Origin of the sequence: Microcoleus sp. N9_A1 (assembly GCF_036701795.1) — a bacterium.
Classification (GTDB): Bacteria; Cyanobacteriota; Cyanobacteriia; order Cyanobacteriales; family Microcoleaceae; genus Microcoleus.
Genome location: NZ_JAUBRI010000086.1, coordinates 1 through 20994, shown reverse-complemented (window position 1 = coordinate 20994; position 20994 = coordinate 1). Strand labels below are relative to the sequence as shown.

Annotated in this window: 21 protein-coding genes; 13 read left to right on the top strand and 8 right to left on the bottom strand. The window is 46.6% G+C overall.

Going from position 1 to position 20994, the window contains the following annotated elements; genetic code table 11:
• Positions 1-114: 114 nt before the first annotated feature.
• Positions 115-513: a hypothetical protein gene (locus QUA58_RS27305; RefSeq protein ID WP_333397190.1), complete on the bottom strand. Its 399-nt coding sequence runs from the start codon at positions 511-513 to the stop codon at positions 115-117.
• 69 nt (positions 514-582) lie between these two features.
• Entirely contained in the window at positions 583-1275 is a 693-nt protein-coding gene (gene sufR / locus QUA58_RS27300) for an iron-sulfur cluster biosynthesis transcriptional regulator SufR (protein WP_333397188.1), read from the bottom strand.
• 187 nt (positions 1276-1462) lie between these two features.
• Here sufR and sufB point away from each other — a divergent pair, with 187 nt between their 5' ends.
• The 8 genes from sufB to QUA58_RS27260 all read left to right on the top strand — a co-directional run bounded on the left by sufB (position 1463) and on the right by QUA58_RS27260 (position 9409).
• Positions 1463-2902 carry a Fe-S cluster assembly protein SufB gene (gene sufB, locus QUA58_RS27295; protein WP_333397186.1) on the top strand — a complete coding sequence of 480 codons (1440 nt, stop codon included), beginning with the start codon at positions 1463-1465 and terminating at the stop codon, positions 2900-2902.
• Positions 2903-3185: 283 nt separating this feature from the next.
• On the top strand, positions 3186-3977 hold the full coding sequence (gene sufC, locus QUA58_RS27290) for a Fe-S cluster assembly ATPase SufC (protein WP_333251806.1): 792 nt from the start codon (positions 3186-3188) through the stop codon (positions 3975-3977).
• Positions 3974-5296, top strand: coding sequence for a Fe-S cluster assembly protein SufD (gene sufD, locus QUA58_RS27285; RefSeq protein WP_333397183.1), 1323 nt, complete (start codon positions 3974-3976; stop codon positions 5294-5296). The genes sufC and sufD overlap by 4 nt, the downstream gene beginning before the upstream one ends.
• Positions 5297-5500: 204 nt before the next feature.
• On the top strand, positions 5501-6751 hold the full coding sequence (locus tag QUA58_RS27280; RefSeq protein ID WP_333397180.1) for a cysteine desulfurase: 1251 nt from the start codon (positions 5501-5503) through the stop codon (positions 6749-6751).
• Positions 6752-7221: 470 nt separating this feature from the next.
• The gene (locus QUA58_RS27275; protein WP_333397179.1) at positions 7222-7617 is read left to right on the top strand and encodes a deaminase; all 396 of its coding nucleotides are present in this window, start codon (positions 7222-7224) and stop codon (positions 7615-7617) included.
• Positions 7617-8045, top strand: coding sequence for an Imm1 family immunity protein (locus QUA58_RS27270; protein WP_333251811.1), 429 nt, complete (start codon positions 7617-7619; stop codon positions 8043-8045). The genes QUA58_RS27275 and QUA58_RS27270 overlap by 1 nt, the downstream gene beginning before the upstream one ends.
• Before the next feature lie 139 nt (positions 8046-8184).
• Positions 8185-8826, top strand: a complete 642-nt coding sequence (locus QUA58_RS27265) for a Uma2 family endonuclease (protein ID WP_333397177.1) — start codon at positions 8185-8187, stop codon at positions 8824-8826.
• Between the two features lie 160 nt (positions 8827-8986).
• On the top strand, positions 8987-9409 hold the full coding sequence (locus QUA58_RS27260; protein WP_333397175.1) for a hypothetical protein: 423 nt from the start codon (positions 8987-8989) through the stop codon (positions 9407-9409).
• A gap of 133 nt (positions 9410-9542) precedes the next feature.
• Here the strand turns inward: QUA58_RS27260 and QUA58_RS27255 are convergent, their stop codons facing one another.
• Both QUA58_RS27255 and QUA58_RS27250 read right to left on the bottom strand, forming a co-directional pair.
• Positions 9543-10367 (bottom strand): NAD-dependent epimerase/dehydratase family protein, encoded by an 825-nt coding sequence (locus QUA58_RS27255; RefSeq protein ID WP_333397173.1) that lies wholly within the window; start codon positions 10365-10367, stop codon positions 9543-9545.
• Positions 10368-10636: 269 nt separating this feature from the next.
• Positions 10637-10951: a zinc ribbon domain-containing protein gene (locus QUA58_RS27250; protein ID WP_265234288.1), complete on the bottom strand. Its 315-nt coding sequence runs from the start codon at positions 10949-10951 to the stop codon at positions 10637-10639.
• Positions 10952-11119: 168 nt separating this feature from the next.
• Between QUA58_RS27250 and QUA58_RS27245 the strand changes: the two genes are divergently transcribed.
• The 3 genes from QUA58_RS27245 (at position 11120) to QUA58_RS27235 (ending at position 12665) form a co-directional block, all read left to right on the top strand.
• Positions 11120-11254 (top strand): hypothetical protein, encoded by a 135-nt coding sequence (locus tag QUA58_RS27245; RefSeq protein WP_333397171.1) that lies wholly within the window; start codon positions 11120-11122, stop codon positions 11252-11254.
• Between the two features lie 54 nt (positions 11255-11308).
• A complete protein-coding gene (locus QUA58_RS27240) occupies positions 11309-11890 on the top strand; it encodes a hypothetical protein (protein ID WP_333251816.1) in 582 nt (193 codons plus the stop codon).
• Positions 11891-12191: 301 nt separating this feature from the next.
• A complete protein-coding gene (locus QUA58_RS27235; RefSeq protein ID WP_333251817.1) occupies positions 12192-12665 on the top strand; it encodes a TspO/MBR family protein in 474 nt (157 codons plus the stop codon).
• Between the two features lie 137 nt (positions 12666-12802).
• Here the strand turns inward: QUA58_RS27235 and QUA58_RS27230 are convergent, their stop codons facing one another.
• The 3 genes from QUA58_RS27230 to hslO all read right to left on the bottom strand — a co-directional run bounded on the left by QUA58_RS27230 (position 12803) and on the right by hslO (position 16869).
• Entirely contained in the window at positions 12803-13213 is a 411-nt protein-coding gene (locus QUA58_RS27230; RefSeq protein WP_333251818.1) for an ester cyclase, read from the bottom strand.
• A 59-nt stretch (positions 13214-13272) separates the two neighbouring features.
• Entirely contained in the window at positions 13273-15336 is a 2064-nt protein-coding gene (locus QUA58_RS27225; protein ID WP_333251819.1) for a hypothetical protein, read from the bottom strand.
• Between the two features lie 633 nt (positions 15337-15969).
• Entirely contained in the window at positions 15970-16869 is a 900-nt protein-coding gene (gene hslO / locus QUA58_RS27220; protein ID WP_333251820.1) for an Hsp33 family molecular chaperone HslO, read from the bottom strand.
• Between the two features lie 397 nt (positions 16870-17266).
• Here hslO and QUA58_RS27215 point away from each other — a divergent pair, with 397 nt between their 5' ends.
• Positions 17267-17920 carry a Crp/Fnr family transcriptional regulator gene (locus QUA58_RS27215; protein ID WP_333397169.1) on the top strand — a complete coding sequence of 218 codons (654 nt, stop codon included), beginning with the start codon at positions 17267-17269 and terminating at the stop codon, positions 17918-17920.
• A gap of 18 nt (positions 17921-17938) precedes the next feature.
• On the opposite strand, the gene QUA58_RS27210 is transcribed toward QUA58_RS27215, so the two are convergent.
• On the bottom strand, positions 17939-20428 hold the full coding sequence (locus tag QUA58_RS27210; RefSeq protein WP_333397167.1) for a CHAT domain-containing tetratricopeptide repeat protein: 2490 nt from the start codon (positions 20426-20428) through the stop codon (positions 17939-17941).
• Between the two features lie 163 nt (positions 20429-20591).
• Between QUA58_RS27210 and QUA58_RS27205 the strand changes: the two genes are divergently transcribed.
• Positions 20592-20792 (top strand): hypothetical protein, encoded by a 201-nt coding sequence (locus tag QUA58_RS27205; protein WP_333397164.1) that lies wholly within the window; start codon positions 20592-20594, stop codon positions 20790-20792.
• Positions 20793-20994: the final 202 nt, after the last annotated feature.

Genomic DNA, 20994 nt, shown 5'->3' with positions numbered 1-20994 from the left:
TTGTCTGTCAACCCTTTTGTCAAAACTTTTTTTCGATCGCCCGAAACCGCACCCAATAACCGAGTTTGACGTATTATGTGCCAGTGGGGCCGATCGACCTTTCACTCACAAATCTCAAAACGCCGCATCCACACCCTGCTCTCGGCGAATTTTCCCGTCCTTTACAAACCACGCGACGACCTGCTTAACTGTTAATTGCTCGATCGCGCTTTCAGATTCTGCCGCAATTTGCTTCAACGGTCGCAAAGACGCCACCACCAAATTAGTAAAAAAGTTCTCAAAACTAGCATCAACTTGAATCGACCGTTGAATGCTCTCATCATTCTTAATCCAATCCATCACCTGCTGGTTAGACACATCAGTTATCGGCAAACCAGTCTCCCCAGCAATTTGCTTGAGCACCCTCAAACCATAAATTGCCAATCGAGTCGAAAACTTTTCCTTCGACGACAGCAGCGCCATATCAACTTCGGCGCACTCTTCCGGCTTTAAAAAATCTGCTAATGGTTCCATAGTTATTTGTTGACTGTTGACTGTTGACTGTTGAATAACTAATAACTAATAACAACTACTGACTACTGACTACTGACTACTGACTACTTCCTTCTTTCTAGCAATCAAATAACCGCAGCGGTGTTCCCCATCAATAATCCAGTGAGTCCGCTCCACAATACAATCCGGCAAAACCCCCGCAAACATTTCCAACTCATTGCCGCAAACACTCGGAAAAGTTTCCGCCACATTAGAAATAGCACAGTTGTGTTCCATCAACACAAATCGATCGCCCTTAACATCGCGATCGCACATTTCCACACCTACAGATTCTACAGGATAACACTCAGCCATATAACCTTCAGCCCTGCGGAGTTCCACCAACTTAGTCACCCGCTCTTGCAGCGAACCCGAACCCACAAAGCGCCGATAGTCCGTAGCCTTGCGCTGCCACTGTTTTCGCAGGATACTAATCACTTGCTCGCGGCCGACGGTTTCCGCCAAAGTATCCAAGAAAGACACAGCAAAATCCCCGTAACGATTCGGGAATCGATCGCGCCCCAGACTGGTAAGCTCATAAATATGCTGCGGTCGCCCCATACCAGCCTGAACCGACTGATACCGAATCAGCCCCTCCGCCTCCAAATCCTTCAAGTGACGGCGAATCGCCTGCGGGCTCATCTCCAAAGACTCCGCCAACTCAAGAGCCGTCCCTTTATCCCCCTTGAGCAAATATTCCAGGATGTCTTGTTTCGTGGAAGTCTGCTGAGTAGTCTCCATCATCTTCACAAAAAATTATTAATTTGACTTTGACAATATCACTATTGTTAATGTAGCTTAAAATATAGTAAAGCAACAAAATTGTTGTTTAACTTCCCCAAGCAGCCCCCAGAACTCGCCGGGCCCCGGACAGTTCAAGCGTCTGCCATCTTTGAGAGACTTATCCAGAACACTCGAAAGCGCAAAATTCATGAGCTCTACAGTCACAACCCTAGTCAACCAGCCCTATAAATACGGTTTCGTTACCGACATCGAGTCGGACACCATCGCCCGCGGCTTGAGCGAAGATGTAGTCCGCCTGATTTCCTCGAAGAAAAACGAACCGGAATTCATGCTGCAATTCCGCCTCAAAGCATACCGGAAGTGGCTGACAATGACCGAGCCTACCTGGCCTCATGTCAACTATCCCGCGATCGACTACCAAAATATTATCTACTACTCCGCGCCAAAACAAAAGCCCAAAAAGCTCAACAGTTTGGACGAAGTTGATCCGACACTATTAGAAACCTTCGAGAAATTAGGAATTCCCCTATCCGAACAAAAACGACTGGGAAATGTCGCCGTCGATGTTGTTTTCGACAGCGTTTCAATTGCCACAACCTTTAGAGAAAAACTAGCCAAAGACGGCGTTATCTTCTGTTCCATCACAGAAGCCATCAAAGATTATCCCGAACTAATCGAAAAATATCTTGGCACAGTCGTACCAGTAGGCGACAACTTTTTTGCAGCCCTCAACTCCGCCGTATTCACCGATGGTTCCTTCGTTTACATTCCCAAAGGCGTAAAATGCCCGATGGAATTGTCAACCTATTTCCGCATCAACAACGAAGATTCCGGCCAGTTCGAGCGCACACTAATTGTCGCAGAAGAAAACAGTTCCGTGTCTTACCTAGAAGGCTGCACCGCGCCGATGTTTGACACCAACCAACTGCACGCCGCCGTCGTGGAATTGGTAACAATGGACAATGCCGACATCAAATACTCAACAGTCCAAAACTGGTACGCCGGCGACGCCAACGGTAAAGGCGGAATTTACAACTTTGTGACAAAGCGCGGTTTGTGTCAAGGAGTCAATTCCAAGATTTCTTGGACACAAGTAGAAACAGGTTCAGCGATTACTTGGAAATATCCCAGTTGCGTGTTAGTCGGCGACAACTCCGTGGGCGAATTCTACTCAGTAGCCCTGACAAATAACAAGCAGCAAGCTGACACCGGCACCAAAATGATCCACGTCGGCAAAAATACTCGCAGCACGATTATTTCTAAGGGAATTTCGGCGGGTAATTCTGCAAACAGCTATCGCGGATTGGTAAAAATGGGGCCGAACGCTAAGGGCGCTCGCAATTATTCTCAGTGCGATTCGATGCTGATTGGCGACAACGCTCAAGCGAATACTTTCCCCTACATTCAAGTGCAGAACCACACTGCTAAAGTGGAACACGAAGCTTCGACTTCCAAGATTGGGGAAGAGCAATTGTTCTTCTTCGCACAGCGGGGAATTTCTGCAGAAAATGCTATTTCGATGATGATTAGCGGTTTCTGTAAAGATGTTTTCAATCAGTTACCGATGGAATTTGCGGCGGAAGCTGATAAGTTGTTGAGTCTGAAGCTGGAAGGAAGTGTGGGATAGAAGTTCGGCAACGGATTTTGTAGCGGATGTAACGGATGTCTTATTCTTGCCACGCAGAGCCGAGGAACAAGAAAACCAGAAGAAAACTCTCGTTACCAGGCACAGCCTGGTAACGCATATCTAGAGGCTCTGCCTCGTGTTTCTTTCTCGCGTTTCTCTCTCGCACAAACGGCGAGGCAGAGTCTCGTGATACGCATTCCTAGGCAGAGCCGAGGAACGAGAAAACTAACGAGAAAACTCGAAAAACCAGACAAAAAAATCAAAGGAGTTAGGAAAAAAAGAGATGATTGTTGAAAATAGTCAAGTGGTGTTATCCGTCCGCGATTTAACGGCGAATGTGGAAGATACACAAATCCTTAAGGGTTTGAATCTGGAAATTAAATCGGGTGAAATTCACGCGATTATGGGCCCCAACGGTTCAGGTAAAAGCACTTTGTCCAAAATATTAGCTGGCCATCCTGCTTATACAGTGACAGGTGGAGAAGTTACATTTTTGGGACAAAATTTGCTGGAATTACCGCCGGAAGAACGTTCTTTGGCTGGCATATTTTTGGCTTTCCAATATCCTTTGGAAATTCCCGGCGTTAGTAATGTGGATTTCTTGCGCGTGGCTTACAATTCTCACCGCAAACATCGGGGATTGGAAGAGTTGGATGCTTTTGATTTCCAAGATTTAATCGAGGATAAGCTGGATGTTGTGAAGATGAATCCGGCTTTTTTGAGCCGCAGCGTCAATGAGGGTTTTTCTGGGGGCGAAAAAAAGCGCAACGAGATTTTGCAAATGGCGCTGTTGGAACCGAAGTTAGCTATTTTGGATGAGACTGATTCTGGTTTGGATATCGATGCTCTCAAGATAGTCGCCGGCGGTGTGAATCAGTTGTCAACTGCTGAAAATTCGATGTTGGTGATTACTCACTATCAGCGGTTGCTCAATTACATTATTCCTGATTTTATTCATGTCATGGAAGCGGGCCGAATTATCTTGACTGGCCCGAAAGAGTTGGCGCTGGAATTGGAAGAGCGCGGTTATGATTGGGTTGTGGAAGAGGAAGCAGCAGGAGTTGGGGCGCGATGATAAATACGCAAGTTGCTACTAGGGAAATGTTTTTGGCTGATTTAGTTAATCAGTGCAGCAAGTTGGAGGTTGCTAATAGCAAAGATTCGGCTTACGGGTTGCAGGATTTGCGGGATGCGGCGACTGAATACGTGCTTGCTGCAAGTTTTCCGACGGTGAGGGATGAGGAGTGGCGCTTTACTGATTTGTCGTCGATGTTGCAAGTTCCTTTTCATGTACCGCAAAGCTATCAGTCAACGGTTAAGCTGGCTGATATTGTTATGCCTGTGAAGAATCGGGATGATTTACCGTTAAGATTGGTATTTGTTAACGGTTTTTATGCGCCGGATTTGTCAACGGTGAATTTGCCGGACTTTTATGCAGGTAATCTATCTAATGTACCCGAAAAATATCGATCGCGCATTACCGATGTTTTGAGCAAGCACAGCCAGCCAACGGAAGTGTTTACAGCGCTGAATACTGCGGGTTTAGCAGATTCTGCGGTGGTGTTCGTGCCGGCCAATGTGTCCGTCGAAATGCCGATTCACTTGCTGTTCCTCACCGCACCCGGTGCATCTGCGACGATGTGTCAGCCGCACTGCTCAATCATAGCTGAGGCTGGCAGCAAAGTTACACTGATTGAGGATTACACTACAATCGGTAATTTACCCGCTTTTACGAATGCTGTGACGGATGTTTTTGTGGGCGAAAACGCCACGGTGAACCACGTTAGGCTGCAGCGGGAAACTTTGAATGTGGTTCATATTGGCAAAAGTGCGATCGAGCAATCGCGCAACAGCAGCTATACTTGTCATGCTATCAGCTTGGGCGGCAAAATATCGCGCCACAATTTAGAAGTGTTGCAAGGCGGCGAAGGCACGGAAACAATTCTCAACGGCTTAACCGTAGCCTTTGGCGAACAGTTAGCAGACACTCACAGTCTAATTGATTTCAATCACCCCCACGGCACAAGTAAGCAATTGCACAAGTGCATTGTTGGTAACAAAGCTCGCGCAGTATTTAACGGCAAAGTTTTCGTTCGCAAAGCCGCACAATTGACAGATGCCGGACAGTTGAGCCGGAATTTGTTGCTGTCGCCCCGAGCTCGCGTCGATACCAAACCGCAGTTAGAAATTGTGGCGGATAACGTTAAATGTTCCCACGGTGCAACTGTCAGCCAATTAGAAGATGATGAGCTTTTCTACTTGCAAAGTCGCGGTTTGGATTTGGAAAGAAGTCGCTATTTGTTGATTGATGCTTTTGCGGCGGAAATTCTCAATATGTTGCCGATTATTGGGGTGGCGAAAATGCTTTCTACTTGTGTGGCTGTGCAAGAATAAAGGAATTAGCAACAGGCTGGGTGATGTTTTATTGCCGCAATCAAAGCCGGAGATCCCCCCTTAGCTTGCCCCCTACTCCCCCTTAATAAGGGGGGAACAAGAGCTTTCTCAAAGTCCCCCTTATTAAGGGGGATTTAGGGGGATCTCCCGATTCAACAATACGCCCTATAAGCGAGTTTCACAACAATACTAACTTCAAAAAATATGACACTTATTCAAGAAAAAACCTTAGCCTCAAAAGTTCGCGCAGACTTCCCAATCTTGAATCAAAAAGTCAACGGGAAACCGCTAGTTTATCTAGACAATGCAGCTACTTCCCAAAAACCTCTGGCTGTACTCAATGCTTGGCGCGATTACTACGAACAATACAATGCTAACGTGCACCGCGGCGCTCACTCTCTCAGCGCTAAAGCGACTGATGCTTACGAAGGTGCGAGAGATAAAGTTGCAGCGTTTATCAATGCGGCTTCGCGACAAGAAATTGTTTACACTCGCAACGCCACCGAAGCGATTAATTTGGTTGCTTATTCTTGGGGTTTAAACAATCTGCAAGCCGGAGATGAAATTATCCTGTCGGTGATGGAACACCACAGCAATCTGGTGCCTTGGCAAATGATTGCTCAAAAAACTGGCGCGGTGCTGAAGTTTGTTGAGTTGACGGAGACTCAGGAGCTTGATTTAGCACAGTTCAAAACGCTGATTTCCAATAAAACTAAGTTGGTGTCTGTAGTTCACGTTTCTAATACTTTGGGCTGCATCAATCCAGTTCAAGAAATCTGCGAAATTGCCCACAGTTTCGGCGCAAAAGTTTTAATTGATGCTTGCCAAAGCGTGCCGCACATGGTAGTAGATGTGCAAGCAATGGATTGCGATTGGCTGGTTGCTTCGGGTCACAAAATGTGCGCTCCGACTGGCATCGGTTTTTTGTACGGGAAACTGGATTTATTGAGAGAAATGCCTCCGTTTTTTGGCGGTGGCGAGATGATTGCTGATGTGTTTCTCGAATATTCAACTTATGCAGATTTGCCGCACAAGTTTGAGGCGGGGACTCCGGCAATCGGGGAGGCGATCGCCCTTGGTGCCGCAATCGATTATCTTAATAACATTGGCATGGATAAGATTCACGCTTGCGAAGCCGAGTTGACGGCTTATCTGTTCCAACAATTGCGGCAAATTCCACAGATTAAAATTTACGGGCCGCAACCGGACAGCAACGGCGAAGGTAGGGCAGCTTTGGCGGCATTTACTGCGGGAGAAATTCACCCTCAAGACTTGTCTACCTTGTTAGATCAGGAGGGAGTCGCGATTCGTTCCGGGCATCACTGCACGCAAGCTTTGCACCGCTATTTTAATATTTCATCTACGGCGCGGGCGAGTTTGTATTTTTACAATACTCGCGAGGAGATTGATGTGTTTGTGAAAGCGTTGAAAGAGACGATCGACTTTTTCAGTTAGATGATGGGGTAAGTTGTTAGAGGGCGGGCATTTGCCCGCCCCCTACTTAGTAATATGATAAATCTCAGATTCACTGAGGATACGAGGTCATGTTAGTGGCAGTGGAACGACTGACTTGTTCAGTAAAATGCCCACCTTCGTAATGACTTCCTTTTCCGTGACTATTGCTACCACCTTTTCGGTGACTTCCTTTTCGATTTGCTGCCTCAGCAGATGTTATAAACAAAGAGGAAGCCAAGAGGATTACCAAGCTGAAAACTAAAACCTGTCTCAGAAACTTCAGCATAAAAAATTACTCGTTTCATTGTTGAGTCTATTTTATCATAACTAAGCTCAGAAGTAAATCTAAATCGAGGATCTTTATTCATTACGGGAAAAGAAAGATCGCTCGCAATCCCAAATCCCAAAACCCGAACGCAATCTGGTAAAATAGGGGCTGTCAACCCACATGAAAGTCAAAAATATAAAGTGTGTTTGATGAACTAGCTGCATACAGACAAAGCCTCGGTTTATCACTGGCTGGCAGCGAAACCGATAAATCAACTATAGCGAAACTAGAAATAGCGGGTCAAAGTTTTTTTGGCATCAACTCTGGCAGCAACCCCAATCGTCGGCAAATAACCTTTAATGTCAATCCTATTACCAAAACTCACGCTGAAGCCGATGCTTTTCAACAAGCAGCCGATGCGGGAATTAGAGGAGGTAAAGCACGTTTGATTTGCGATCGCGAACTTTGTGCGGCTTGCGGCTTAAGAGGTGGAGTAAACTCTATGGCTTGGCAGTTAAATATAGCAGAATTAGAAATTATTACTCCCAGTGGAAGTAAGACAATAACAGTTCAACCGCCAAATAGAAGGAGACAATAATGTTTGTATCAAACCTATCAGCAGAAAATTGGGTTGGCAACCAAGATGAAGGCGATCTAATAGAAAATCCCACTTGGAGTCAAATAGAGCAAGCCATCCGCGAGTTAGACGGAAAAAGTAAAACTTTAGTTACCTTTGGTGCAGATGACGAGTGTTATATGAGCATTGGCGGCGGCGAATTAGGCAAATATATTGTTAACGTAACTTTTGACAATGTTAGCTTCCATAATTTAGTAGTTCTATCAAAACCCGATGCAATAGAAAAGCTAGTTGTCGGCGGACAAGAAGGTAATTATTCCGCCAAAATGTGTGTAAATTTAGAGACGGCACTGTTGGCAGCTCAAACATTTACTGTATCAGGACAACTTCAAACATCGCTGTCTTGGGAAGAAGAGAAAGAATTAGCGGTGTCATCAAATAAGATTTAACACAACCTAAGTAAAGTGCGATCGCCCTTTCTGACTATCCGCGTTCATCCAACGTTAATCTGCCTCAATCGGCGGTTGCAAAAGCTCGATCGCCTGGTAAAATAAAAGTAGAGTTTTCTCAGATCGAGGAGATTTTGAGATGATTGTTGCTACTTCAACTTTAGCCGAACAGAGAACCCTGCTAGAAAACATTAGCTGGTCAACTTTTGAAACCCTGCTCAAAGAAATAGGAAATAACCGAGGTTATCGCCTAGCTTACGATGAGGGAATGTTGGAAATTATGGCTCCACTATTTGAACATGAAAATCCCAAGATTCAGTTCGATCGTTTGATTGTAGCTTTAGCAGAAGAACTCGGCATAGAAATCAAAAGTGCAGGCTCAACTACTCTCAAGCTCAAAAATGTAAAAAAAGGCATAGAACCTGACAATTGCTATTATATTCAAAACGAACCAGCCCTCAGAGGCCGGCAAGAATTGGATTTAGAAACAGCCCCACCGCCTGACTTAGCAATTGAAATAGATATTACCAGCACTTCGCTGAATAAGTTGGCAATTTACTCAGCACTTCGCGTCCCGGAACTTTGGCGATATAACGGGCGAGTTTTGAATTTTTATCAGTTGGTAGAGAGTGAATATATCGAGATCGACTTTAGCATTGCTTTTCCTTTTTTATCGGTAGCGGAAATGGTTGGATTTTTCGATAGAACTCGCACAACCGGAGAAATTGCTTTGCTCAAATCCTTTAGAACTTGGGTTAAGGGAAAAATACAGCAGTTATGAAAAGCATTACAACCAAAGAAACCGGTTTTTTTACCCAATCTGCTGGTAACACCAAAATATTGTTGTAAAAAACCAGGTTTCTGGCTACTTGTGCGTAAGTCTCGATCGATTATATGGTGTCTATTTACCCAAATATAAAATTTTATTCGAGTCTCAAATCGTGAAAAAACTATTAACTACTGCAATTGTTTTTCTGTCTGCCGCCACCCCTTGTTTGGCGATGACTCCCTCAGAATTAGCAACATTTGCAACCAACTATAAATACAATGAAAATGCTCCGGTAGCTTATTCTTATTATGACAAAAGTTGTCAAACTACTGTTTCTGTGCCGCTGGTAAAAACTCTGGATTTAGGTAGTGGAAGAATCGGAGGAATTACTAACAAATATCTGTGTTGGGGAGCTACCTATACTTATTTTGAAATGACTCGCGGCAACTTAGAATCTATTCGAGTCTTTGCGGAAGTAGGTGCAGGTCGATCGACTCGTTATACAAACTGGGGCCCCGTGGCAAATCCTGGGGATGATTTAACTCACGATCAGCTTATATCTGTAGCAAAAGCGATCGCCAAACATACGCAATAAGCTAGCTTTTTGCACAAATATTCGATCTGTTAACCGCAGATTTCCAGCAGATAAACGCTGATTGACGCAGATAGTTGAAAAAAGAGCGATCGCCTGAATGCAATTGTGTTTAATGTGTGTTTAATGACTGCATTTAATACTCTCTAATTTCAGGATGGATAAATTGATAACCAGCAGCCTTAATCTTTTGATTCGAGACCTTCGCATTATAAGGTCGCACGCTAGGACTTCCATCCCAAGTAGCTTTCGGCAAATTATTAGCTTCAAAAATACGATCGAGCAATTCACGACTAGACAGCGACACATCCCCAACTAAATTGTAAATTCCCTGCAATCGATTGTCCAAAGCAAAGGTTAATCCCCCAACAATATCATCCCGATGCACCCAATTTGTAGCATCTTCCCCCGTACCCGGACGAGTGGTTCCAGCCCAGCCTCCAAAGATTTTAACTAATTCTCGACCAGGCCCGTAAATGCCACCCAAACGGAGAATGCAGACGTGAAGATTTGGACTCGATGCTGCTAATAAAATTCGTTCTGTTTCGGCGAGAATTTCACCGTTGGGATTGGCTGGCTCCACGGGCGATTCTTCGTTTACCAGTTTACCTTGTCGATCGCCATACACAGAATAAGTACCCGTATAAATCACCTGTTTGACCGTCGGTATCTGCTGCAAAACTGATACCAAAGTTGTCGCCGTCTCTAAGTAACTTTCTCGATAAGCACTAGAATTTGGAGCGCCGACGCACAGCATAACAGCATCTTGGTCTTGCAGTAAACTGGCGATCGCCCCTGCGTCATTTCCCTTAACTACAGCTACCCGCTGGGCGACAGCCTCCAATTCACTGACTCGGCTCGCCGTCGTAGTTGTCGCCGTCACGGTACAATCGGGTTTAGCGCGTAAATGTTTGGCTGTCGCAGTACCCACATAGCCGCAGCCGACGATCGCAACTTTCATAAAAAATTCTCCATTGTGTCATACCCTTTAAGATTATTGCCGATTTTTGCGATCGATTCGAGGTGAGTTTTGTGGTATAATCCAGAGCATCGCGATCGATTGGCATCGGCATAGAATCGCTGTTTTCAATTCTCTGAAATACAGGACACGGCAGTGCTGTTTCCCTACCCAAGAAATAGAGGACACGGCAGTGCCGTTACCTTACCCAAGAAATAGAGGACACGGCAGTGCCGTTTCCCTAGCTGACAACCCAATTTTTTGGTAAATTTTCACTCTTTAAGTGGCTTGCCATCTCGATTGACAACACGGCTTTCACCATCTTTCGCCGTGACATTTTCATAAACTCCTTCATCCCGCTTCACGTACTTGGTGAAACCAGAATTTTTGTAATCGGTGTCGGATGTTGGCTTCAGTAACCTCGGAGCGCTCAGCAAACGGCGTACCGGAGCATCTGCGGGAGTGTCCCCAGGTTCGCATTTAGCTACATCGCACAATTGACCCCAAGTCGAAACTTCAAGGTTCATGCTGTGGGAAACTTCTAGCTGCTGGTTATTTTGGGGACATAAATAATCGTATAGAGGCATACTAATAATCTCGATCGCAACTACTAAAATTACTGATTACAGACTTGTTAGTGCTATTGTAGCTCAAAATTACTAACAATTCAAACCAAAAAATTAAAATTTACTATTTTTAACGGTTGTTAAAACAGGAAATCAGCTATATTATTAAGCCTGTGCAGTTGCTCCTGGATGCGATCGAGACCGAACCCAAAAGTACCCTACCCTGAAATCGTCTCGCGCGATCGCTCGGCGGCTAGCATCAGCCCGCAAGACTTCCCTAAATACCGTCAAAAGATCGATCGTCAATTTCAGACTGCACCCTAATCACAAATTCTAGGTTTCAAGTTTATTCATCTACTCACCAGCGAGGATTTACCGATGAGCGATTTCAAAGTTACGCCAGAAGTAGAGCTGAACACAGCTCAAATGTTGGAGCGATACCAACTCCAAGACGAGACAATTCTGTGGCGTTGGGCAAAACTGCACGGTATCAACAGCACTCGCGGTTTCTTCTATCCCGGTGAAGTGGATTTGATGGATCACGCTCACCACCATCTCTACAATTTAGGAATGAGTATTGCTGACTACCAAAGTCTTTTAGACAGACGCCGCAGCCATTCCCCGACACCGGGCGACCAAAATAAAACAGTAGCAAGTCAAGTTGCTGACGAAGCTTATGATGCCATACAAACGCTAACAGATCAGTATGCTGAAGCTATTGATTTAATGGGAGAACGTATAGCAGACCATTTCATCGATGAACTCGATTTATCTGTGATGAGGCACCTTTCTAAAAAAGTGCAAGACCGCCGAACTCTCAACGGTCAAACTAAAAAGCCTAACCGTTTTCTCCAAGTGATTAAAGCTGTGTTGCAACCGAGCAGCGAAAATACGCTTCTGGTTCCCAAAAAAGAGAATGACTCTAGTTTAGAATTAGAACAGCATCATCGGCTCGGCTAGTCGCCGATGTTTTTGAAAGACTAATAGACTTTTTGTTCAATTTACTGGTCAATTTTACTAAAAATCCGACCCGAACCTTCCCCTTTTCAAGGGGAGGGATCAAGAGTCGCATTTTTTATATTATGAAACGGAATAGAAGAAAATAAATTGAGAGTTCCCAGAAGTCTAAATTACTTTTCAACTGATGTTGGGTTTCGCGACGGAACCAAACCTAATATAACTAGGGACAGATTGCGCGATCGCCAAAATTAAAGATAATATCTGCTTAATCGAACCTGTCAACCTCGCCCAAGGTAAAAAAATGATTAAATCCTGGATGGTAATTGGAGGCGTCGCTTTTGTAGTAGCTTTAGCAGCTAACATAATCGCGCCCAGCGACATCCAATGGTTCAACCGCTTGCAGCGTCCGAGATGGCTAGTATTTGAAAAAGCAATTCCCATAATTTGGACAGTAATTTTTATTTGTGCAGCTTGGTCAGCAGTGATTGTTTGGGAAAAAGAACCGGCAACTCAGGAAACTTGGCTCAGAATGGGCTTTTACCTGCTTTTAGAAATAGTAACCATCTCTTACACCTCAGTTATGTGCAAACTTAAGAGCCTAAAAGTCGGCACAATAATCGGCGGAACGGGTGCTATTTTAAGCGTAATACTAGCTTTAAGTGTGTTGCAAGTTTCCGAGCCTGCCGCCCTGTTATTGCTGCCTTACATACTTTGGAGTCCGATCGGCACTTACACCACTTGGGCGATGATGCACCTCAATCCGGCGGATGTTTAGGCTCTGGAATTAGTCTTTTTAATGGGATGGCAAGCATCGGGAAAAAGCACCTTTTTTCGGTAGTATCTACCTGCAACGCAGGTTTTAGTGAGCAAAGACTTGATGCGAAATAATTGTACAGTTGCACAACTGGAAGCTTATGATATCGGTAGCCCAAGCTGCATGAACCAAGTGTGCTTGTCTATGTAACCGCGTTGAAAATGGATTTTGCCATCAACAACATGAAAGAAGCCACAGCCTTGCAGGGTAAAACTTTTGCCAGTTGGTAGGTTGCCACCAAACTTACCTAGAAAGGTGCCGCCACCAGTCCACTCGACGATCGCCCACTCGCCATCCTCAAACAGATTCTCAGCGTGCGTGTAATTGTCTGGAAACGCTTGGAAGAAGCTAACAAAACTCTCAAGCAATGCCTCGCGCCCGTTTATAGGATCGCCAAAGGCAACTTGATGGTTCTCTGCATCGTCGTGATAAAGCTCGATCAGGGCGTGAGGGTCACGAGCGTTATAAGCAGCAACCCAGTCTTGGAGAACTTGCTTGGGCGTTTTCATTTTTGGTTCCCTAATACAGATAACTAAAGATATTAGTTAGACGCTTCTCACCCTCACATTTACCCACTCGGAGGGCTGCTCGGAGGCTCAGTTTCCGGGGGATCGGGAGGGGGAGATTCAGCATCCGAAGAATTCAGCGACTCCTCCCAAACTTTGATTTGCGATCGAGCTTGCTCAAAAGCCCGAGTGCCCGAGGGAATTTTCTTCAAAGTCGCGATCGCCCCAGCCAGATCCGACGACGACTGTTCCACACCAAGCGCCAAAATCCGCTGGCTCCACTCATCAATCGCCTCACTCGCCTGCCACCGGAGCGAACTCGACTCGGGCACCTGACTTGCCAGCCCAATAGCCGTTTGCAGAGCCTCCGCAGTCCCCGATCGGGCGGCCTGACGGGCGTTTTGCAAACCTTGCTCGCCCTGAAATTGAGCCTCCCAAGTCCGAATGTTCGATCGAGCTTCCTCATAAAGCACCCGTCCCGATCGAATCCGGCGGGCCATCTCAATTGCCCCCGCCAAATTGCCGCCCGCCGCTAGCTGCTGAGCTCTATCCAAAAACGGCTGGTCAACAAGCCGCTGTCTCCTCTCGATCCAAGCTTGAATTTTGGTTTGAGCTTCCACGTAAAGCGCCCTACCTCTAGTGATCCGAGAAGCTTGAGCAACGGCCGCTTCCAGAGCATTCGGATCGCCCGTACTTGCCAAATCGTTCGCTCTTTGCAAATACGGACTGTCTTCCAGCAGCTCGATTTTACGGCTCAAGCTGCTAATTTGACTGCGAGCTTCCGAAGCGCGGGGATTTGATTGGGGGACTGTTTGCAATTGCGCGATCGCAGCCCTCAAATCATTGACCCCACCGGGCGCCGCCAGCCTGCTTGCCATATCTAAAACTTTGACATCAGCCATTTCTTGCTGCCAGCGGCCGACTAAATCTTGAGCTTGTTTGTACAAAGGGCGGCCGGACTTCAACTTTTGAGCAATCTCGATCGCCTTGGAGAAACCCTCAACAGAGCCAGTCAAAGCCTGAGAAGTAGCATTCGCCAACTCATTAAAATCTTGTACTTGTTCCCTTAAATTTGCCGACTCTGGAATCTTGTTAGCGATCGTGAGCGCCTCCTGCCAATCGCCAGCCTGCAATCGTTTTTGCGCGATCTCCAAAATTTTCTTGCTAAATCCCGCGATCGCCTTATTGGCAGCTTGATACAAATAACTGTTTTGACCAATTCCCTGAGCCAGCTTAATCCCCGTCACCAGATTTTCGAGACCTCCCTCGGAGGCTGTATTGCGGGCTTTTAGTAACTTATTGCCCTCAGCCCGAGTCGTCTGAATTAGCTTAGTCAATTCCTCGTACTTAGCCGATTCCCAGAAAGTATTTCCCAAATCCAAAAGCAGAGTAGCTTGGCGGAAAGCCTGCGCCCACTCTTCCTGACGCAAGTGGTCTTCAGCAGTGCGGTAAATTTTCTCTGCATCGCTCCATATCGACTGCCACTTTTCAATCTGCTTTTCCACCGTCGGGTAAGCAGGAACGTCTTTAGGAACCTTGTTCGCTATCGCAATCGCCTCCTCCAGCTTTCCTTCTTGGAAAGTAGCATTTCCCAGCCTGAGAATATCCTCCGACCACCGATCTATTTGAGTGTTAATTCTCGGCCGCAACGGATGGTCTTTTGGCAAAGCATTAACTAATTCGATCGCCCTGAGTAAATCATCCGCCGTCCGCTTGCTTGCTGCTTCTTGAGCACAAAAAAAGCGATCGTTAGCAGAAGCCGTCGGCCAAAAAATCTTTGAGCAATTCGACTGCGAGGTCAGGTTGAGCAAAGATGCAAGTGCCACAAACCCCATACCCACCGACAGGATCAAACTCACCGCCAGCCAAAACTGCCACTTATTCGACCAGTTCCGCCAGAACGGATTGTGTTCCCCCGGCGGCTGCGAGTTTTCCCCAGACAAATTCGGCGGTAGTTCCAGATGCCCTCCCGGCAGTTTTCCCGAAGTAACCAACTCTCGGAGCTCTTTAAGTCGTTCAGCCCGGTTTTTCCTTGCTGGTAAGCGCACCAGCGACGAAGTATCCTTTGTTGACTCCAAGGATTCTGATGCAGACCAACGGCCTGGTATTTTGCGATCTTGACTCATATCCTCACCACAAACAGCAACCAGCCAGCGTTAGTTATTTAAAAACTGCGAGCGCTGCTATCAACTGCTCTATAAAATAAATGTATTCATCACCAAAAAACGAGCGGGAAGCCCTTGACTTTAGGCATGGGAGGAAGGCGGCTGCGACGACCGTCGCCTTGAATCCCCTTTCGGGGTTGGAGAGGTCGGTTTGCCTCTCCGGTGAGGTATGGTTGCCTCAATCTCCCTTTCGGGGTAAGGTTCGCTCCCTTGAATGTTTAGTGAGCTTGTTAGGCTGAAAGCACTGGTTTGACCCCACCCGGGCCTGTTTAACTCTCAGCGATAGAGCGGAAAACTAGCGTCGCATTTTCCGGTATCGTGACTCAAAAAACGTAGGTCTGATCCTGTCCCTGGTAAGGTTTGGGCTTTCGGTTCAATCCCGCTCACAGAGCCGAACTGTCTTGAAAGCCCCCGCTTTTAAGCGTGGGGTTCCTTACTTTTACATACTCCCGTCGGCCCTAGACTGCAAGAGCCGATCGCCAAACCGCCAAAATCAAAATTTTGTGATTAGGTAATTGATAATGCGTAATTGGCAATTGGTCAAGGCCGTCATCCCTAACTCGCATTCAATAGAGCCAATTACACATTATCGTCTCAAGAACCGGAGTTTGATCGCAAATCGCCGATCAGTTCCGCAAGTTGGTCGCTATTAGCTTTGTAAACCTCGTTGCAGAAATGGCACGTAGCCTCAGCCCCCCCATCTTTTTCAATCATGTCTTGGAGTTCAGCTTCGCCAAACATTTTCAGAGCTCCCAAAACTCGATCGAACGAACAGCCACAGTGAAAGCGCACCATCTGAGTTTCCGGGAAAATTTCCAGGCCCATATCTCCCAGTAACTCTTCGAGAATCTGGTGCAGCGTTTTACCCGATCGCAGCAGTGGCGTAAAGCCCGACAGTGCAGCAACTCTAGATTCTAAAGTTTGCACCAATTTTTCGTCCGTTGCCGCCTTCGGCAGAACCTGCAACAGCACACCCCCAGACGCTTGTACCCCGCCCGCCCCCACAAACACCCCCAAAACCAGAGCCGAAGGCGTTTGCTCCGAGGTTGCCAAATAATGAGTCAGATCGTCACCAATTTCGCCGGAAACCAATTCTACCGTACTTGAATAAGGGAAGCCATATCCAACGTCCCGCACCACGTACAAATAACCATCACCTATTGCCCCGCCAACATCGAGTTTGCCTTTAGCATTGGGCGGCAATTCCACTTCGGGATTGTCCACATAACCTCGAACTGTTCCATCGAGTCCCGCATCAATCAGAAGCCCGCCCAGGGGCCCATCTCCTTTGATGCGAATGTTGACTCTTGATTGGGGCCGCTTCATGCTGGAGGCGAGTAACAGCCCCGCCGACATCGTGCGTCCGAGGGCTGCTGTAGCGACGTAGGAGAGCTTGTGTCGCTGTCTTGCTTCTTCGGTGAGGCGGGTGGAAATAACCGCTACGGCGCGAATTCCGCCATCTGCGGCTGTAGCGTGAATTAATTGATCGGCCATGAAAAACCTTACTTTTCTCTTTTGATACTTCTTTAAACTATTTTAGAAGTTCTTGAAGGTTGCCGCAGCAGGTAGCAGCAGTTGACTCGGCGGGCCTGGGAGTGCGATCGAACTTCCGAACTCGCCTTTTTTTTCTATTTAATCTTGATGAACTGACTATTTATTAACAAATACTCTGCGGTTTTTTTTAAGTCAAATATTTATTGAATTCGCCCAAAGTAACGAGCGCAATTGTTTGACAAAAGCCAGCTTTTACTTAGTTATTTTATAACAAATAACAACTAATGACTAAAGCTTATCTTGCCGCTAACCAGACGATTACCAAACCTTTACCTTTGCCGGTTATAGTCAGAGGCGTAGGTCTCAGACAAATGTTTTTTAGCTGGAAATAAGCGATATGCCACCAACATCCAAAGCACTTTTAGCGGAAATCCAGCATAACACAGGAGCGAGCCGAAACTTGCATTTTTATGCCAAGGGCGAAACCATTCCTATGATGTCGCATGGCCTTTGGCGAGTCTGTCAAGGTTTAGCACAACTGAGTACGCTTTATCCAAACGGGGAAGAAGGACTTTTGGGCTGGGTTGGGCCTTCGATGTGCTTCGGTTTGTGGTTGACAAACTTGCAGACTTACCGAGCTACGGCGACATCAGATATTTATTTGATGTGGTATTCTATGGTGGAAATCGAAGCTTCTCCTCAATTGGCTCACGAGTTGCTGCCTCAAATGGTACGGCGGCTGCGGCAAATGGAAGCAATTTTAGCGATCGCCGGACAGCGACGAGTAGATGACCGTTTGTATCAGCTACTGCTATTATTGCAACAGGAATTCGGTCAGCCTGTGGTTGAGGGAACTCGTTTGAATATCCGCTTGACACATCAAGATATTGCTAATGCGATTTGCACAACGCGGGTAACAGTAACTCGAATGCTGGGAAAATTGCAGCAGCAAGGGTTAATCAGTCGAGATGGCGATCGGCATTTAGTTCTTAACAAAGGTGTTTTTGCCACATCGTCTGATTTGTTTGGCTGCAACCCTCAAGCAGTGTAGCAAGCGCAGAAAAAAACCTTATTCTGCTTCGCCAATCAGCGTAAACGCCGCCCAATCTTGAGGGTTTGGGTGCATCTTCATTGTAATCAGCATTGCTTGCCGCAAAGCTTGAGCTTTATTCGGGTTTAGCTGTAACTGGCGATAGAATTCTGCCATTAATTCCGCTGTCGCAGCATCGGGCACTAACCACAGAGAAACGATAATACTAGGAACTCCAGCACTAATTAAAGCACGAGATAACCCAAGCACACCATCGCCTGTGAGTTTTCCTCTGCCAGTATTGCAAGCACTTAATACCACTAATTCAGCATTTAATTTTAAATCCAAGATTTCGCTCGAAGTCAGCAATCCGTCATCATTTCCTGATGGACCCAGGGCGATTGCTCCCGGTAAATCTCGCCTCTTCACTTCATTGAGTAATCCGTGAGTTGCCAGATGAATAATCCGAGCTTTTAGCATCTGTTGAGTAATCGATGCTTTAGTGGCTTGAGAGCCTGTAATCGGTTTAGTATTCAGAAGTTGGGCAATTGTAATTGCTTCCTGTTCGCTGCCCGGTAAGGGATCTAATTGGCGCGGCGGGGTGCCAATCTTGGGCATGGTTGGATTGCCGACGACGAGGTTATTTTGGAGAGAAAGTTGTCGGACTTTTTGCCGTGATTGGCGGGTTAACTGCAAAATTTGAATGGCCGGAGCAATGAGGATGGTATGTTTTTCAATCAAATATTGACCTGTCGGATCTTGTAAGGCGACAAAGGGAACTAAAAACAGCGATTGATGGGGAATGAAGATGACAGGAGCATTCGGGTCAGTAGGTAAAAGATCGGCAATGGGTTGAATGAGTAGTTGATAACTTTGCTGTAATTTGGGGTAGATTATGCGAGAATTAGCAGGGGTAGAAGCAGGGCGATTAGCCGCTTGTCGATTGGCAGTGTCCCCCGCCGATACACCCAGAGCCTCGCGAGTGCCGCGAATCATCTCAGCTAAGGCTGTATCTTGCTCGTTTAATCCTCTCGTCCCGAGAGCAGCAGATACTCTTGCCCCTTCGGTGACTTCGGGTAGATTGATGTCGAGAGATTTGAGGTCAACGGAGCGAAAGGTAATTTCACCAGTCGGCTTGATGACCCAAATATAAAGGGCTTGATTCCCAATAGTTGAATACTCGACGAGGGTAGAGTTTTGCTCTTTAGCAATTTGTTGAATTTGCTGGATATTGGGCGGGTTGATAGTAGTTGGGACAGATGCAGATGCGGCTTGGCGAGATGCCAATAACTCCACAAAAGCTCTGGCTCTACCCCGTTCGGCAATTTCTAAAGCGTCATTAGTTTTTTTCTGAGCAATGAGGACTTGTTGTAAATTGACGTAGGGGTTAGTTTGCCTTTCAAAGATTGACACTTTATTTGCATCGTCTAATCCAGCACGGAGAGATTCGGAAACTTTAATACTATCAAATAGGGTTTTCTCTGCTGCTGGGAGATTGCCAGAGCTGGCGAGCGCAAATCCCAGCTTTCCCAGAGCCGCCTCCTCGCTTTGGCGGTCTTTAATTTCTCGCGCGATCGCCAACGACTGCTGAGCGTACTCGATGGCTTTGGCGTAGTCCCCGAGGAGACTGTAAGCATTTCCCAGCTTTCCCAGAGCCACCCCCTGGCTTTGGCGGTCTTTAATTTCTCGCGCGATCGCCAACGACTGCTGAGCGTACTCGATGGCTTTGGCGTAGTCCCCGAGGGACTCGTAAGCAATTCCCAGATTTCCCAGAGCCGCCCCCTGGCTTTGGCGGTGTTTAATTTCTCGCGCGATCGCCAACGACTGCTGTTGGTACTCGATCGCTTTGGCGTAGTCGCCGAGGAGGCTGTAAGCAATTCCCAGATGTCCCAGAGCAGCCCCCTCGCTTTGGCGGCCTTTAATTTCGCGCGCGATCGCCAACAACTGCTGTAGGTAGTCGATGGCTTTGGCGTAGTCGCCGATGTTACGGTAAGCAATTCCCAGATTTCCCAGAGCCACCCCCTGGCTTTGGCGGTCTTTAATTTCTCGCGCGATCGCCAACGACTGCTGAGCGTACTCGATGGCTTTGGCGTAGTCCCCGAGGGACTCGTAAGCAATTCCCAGATTTCCCAGAGCCGCCCCCTGGCTTTGGCGGTGTTTAATTTCTCGCGCGATCGCCAACGACTGCTGTTGGTACTCGATGGCTTTGGCGTAGTCGCCGAGGGACTCGTAAGCATCTCCCAGACTTCCCAGAGCCACCCCCTCGTTTTGGCGGTTTTTAATTTCTCTATAAATTATTAGGGCCTGTTGCCAAGACTGCAAAGCAGCTTGAAATTGACTAATCTGATACTGCTGACGCCCTTGATAGAAGAGTCGGTCTGCTTCAGCTTGGCGCTGAGCTTGAGTTTGAGCCAAGGCCTGAGAATTGACGATTTTAAATTGAGAGTTAGGGATAAACCGAAACTCACCTATAGTCAGCGCCGCTAAGATTGAGATCAGTCCCGACAATCCAATTTTTTGCAGTTTCATAACTTTTGACAGGCCTGTGGTTTGAATATCCGCTGGACACATCAAGATATTGCTAATGCGATTTGCACGACGCGGTTCTGTTGACTGTTGACTGTTGACTGTTGACTGTTGACTGTTGACCGCAAGATAGCTACATCTACCTGGAAGGAAGAGGATTGGAGTAATGAATAGTCTTCTTTTAATTTCTCCCGATCGGGCTTGGGGCTTTAAACCAATTCTTTCTGATAACAGTAACGCGAATGCTGGGAAAATTGCAGCAGCAAGGGTTAATCAATCGAGATCGCCATCTCCGCATTTAATTCTTAACAAAGGTGTTTTTGCCTCCGCCTCCGATTTGTTTGGCTGCAACCCTCCAGCAGTATAGCAAGCGACAGCTATTTGCATCTACATAATGCTGTCTAATATTAAAGCCCAAATCGAATTGCATCAGAATTGTCTGTCTTGATTTTCCTCCCCCTCTCTACAGCAATACATTTGTAGCCGGAAAAGAGGGAGCATCCCATTAAGGAAGTAAGTATTTATACTTAGTTTAGAAACAGGTAAAATGTTAAAAAATCACACCTCAA

What these genes read in the sequence shown, in the direction of transcription:
- QUA58_RS27225 (WP_333251819.1), bottom strand. Translation starts at nt 15,336, where the DNA reads ATGAGTCAAGATCGCAAAATACCAGGCCGTTGGTCTGCATCAGAATCC.
- QUA58_RS27265 (WP_333397177.1), top strand. Translation starts at nt 8,185, where the DNA reads ATGATTGTTGCTACTTCAACTTTAGCCGAACAGAGAACCCTGCTAGAA.
- QUA58_RS27305 (WP_333397190.1), bottom strand. Translation starts at nt 513, where the DNA reads ATGGAACCATTAGCAGATTTTTTAAAGCCGGAAGAGTGCGCCGAAGTT.
- QUA58_RS27245 (WP_333397171.1), top strand. Translation starts at nt 11,120, where the DNA reads ATGCGATCGAGACCGAACCCAAAAGTACCCTACCCTGAAATCGTCTCG.
- QUA58_RS27215 (WP_333397169.1), top strand. Translation starts at nt 17,267, where the DNA reads ATGCCACCAACATCCAAAGCACTTTTAGCGGAAATCCAGCATAACACA.
- QUA58_RS27235 (WP_333251817.1), top strand. Translation starts at nt 12,192, where the DNA reads ATGATTAAATCCTGGATGGTAATTGGAGGCGTCGCTTTTGTAGTAGCT.
- sufR (WP_333397188.1), bottom strand. Translation starts at nt 1,275, where the DNA reads ATGATGGAGACTACTCAGCAGACTTCCACGAAACAAGACATCCTGGAA.
- QUA58_RS27250 (WP_265234288.1), bottom strand. Translation starts at nt 10,951, where the DNA reads ATGCCTCTATACGATTATTTATGTCCCCAAAATAACCAGCAGCTAGAA.
- QUA58_RS27240 (WP_333251816.1), top strand. Translation starts at nt 11,309, where the DNA reads ATGAGCGATTTCAAAGTTACGCCAGAAGTAGAGCTGAACACAGCTCAA.
- sufB (WP_333397186.1), top strand. Translation starts at nt 1,463, where the DNA reads ATGAGCTCTACAGTCACAACCCTAGTCAACCAGCCCTATAAATACGGT.
- sufD (WP_333397183.1), top strand. Translation starts at nt 3,974, where the DNA reads ATGATAAATACGCAAGTTGCTACTAGGGAAATGTTTTTGGCTGATTTA.
- QUA58_RS27205 (WP_333397164.1), top strand. Translation starts at nt 20,592, where the DNA reads ATGAATAGTCTTCTTTTAATTTCTCCCGATCGGGCTTGGGGCTTTAAA.
- QUA58_RS27270 (WP_333251811.1), top strand. Translation starts at nt 7,617, where the DNA reads ATGTTTGTATCAAACCTATCAGCAGAAAATTGGGTTGGCAACCAAGAT.
- QUA58_RS27230 (WP_333251818.1), bottom strand. Translation starts at nt 13,213, where the DNA reads ATGAAAACGCCCAAGCAAGTTCTCCAAGACTGGGTTGCTGCTTATAAC.
- QUA58_RS27280 (WP_333397180.1), top strand. Translation starts at nt 5,501, where the DNA reads ATGACACTTATTCAAGAAAAAACCTTAGCCTCAAAAGTTCGCGCAGAC.
- QUA58_RS27255 (WP_333397173.1), bottom strand. Translation starts at nt 10,367, where the DNA reads ATGAAAGTTGCGATCGTCGGCTGCGGCTATGTGGGTACTGCGACAGCC.
- hslO (WP_333251820.1), bottom strand. Translation starts at nt 16,869, where the DNA reads ATGGCCGATCAATTAATTCACGCTACAGCCGCAGATGGCGGAATTCGC.
- sufC (WP_333251806.1), top strand. Translation starts at nt 3,186, where the DNA reads ATGATTGTTGAAAATAGTCAAGTGGTGTTATCCGTCCGCGATTTAACG.
- QUA58_RS27210 (WP_333397167.1), bottom strand. Translation starts at nt 20,428, where the DNA reads ATGAAACTGCAAAAAATTGGATTGTCGGGACTGATCTCAATCTTAGCG.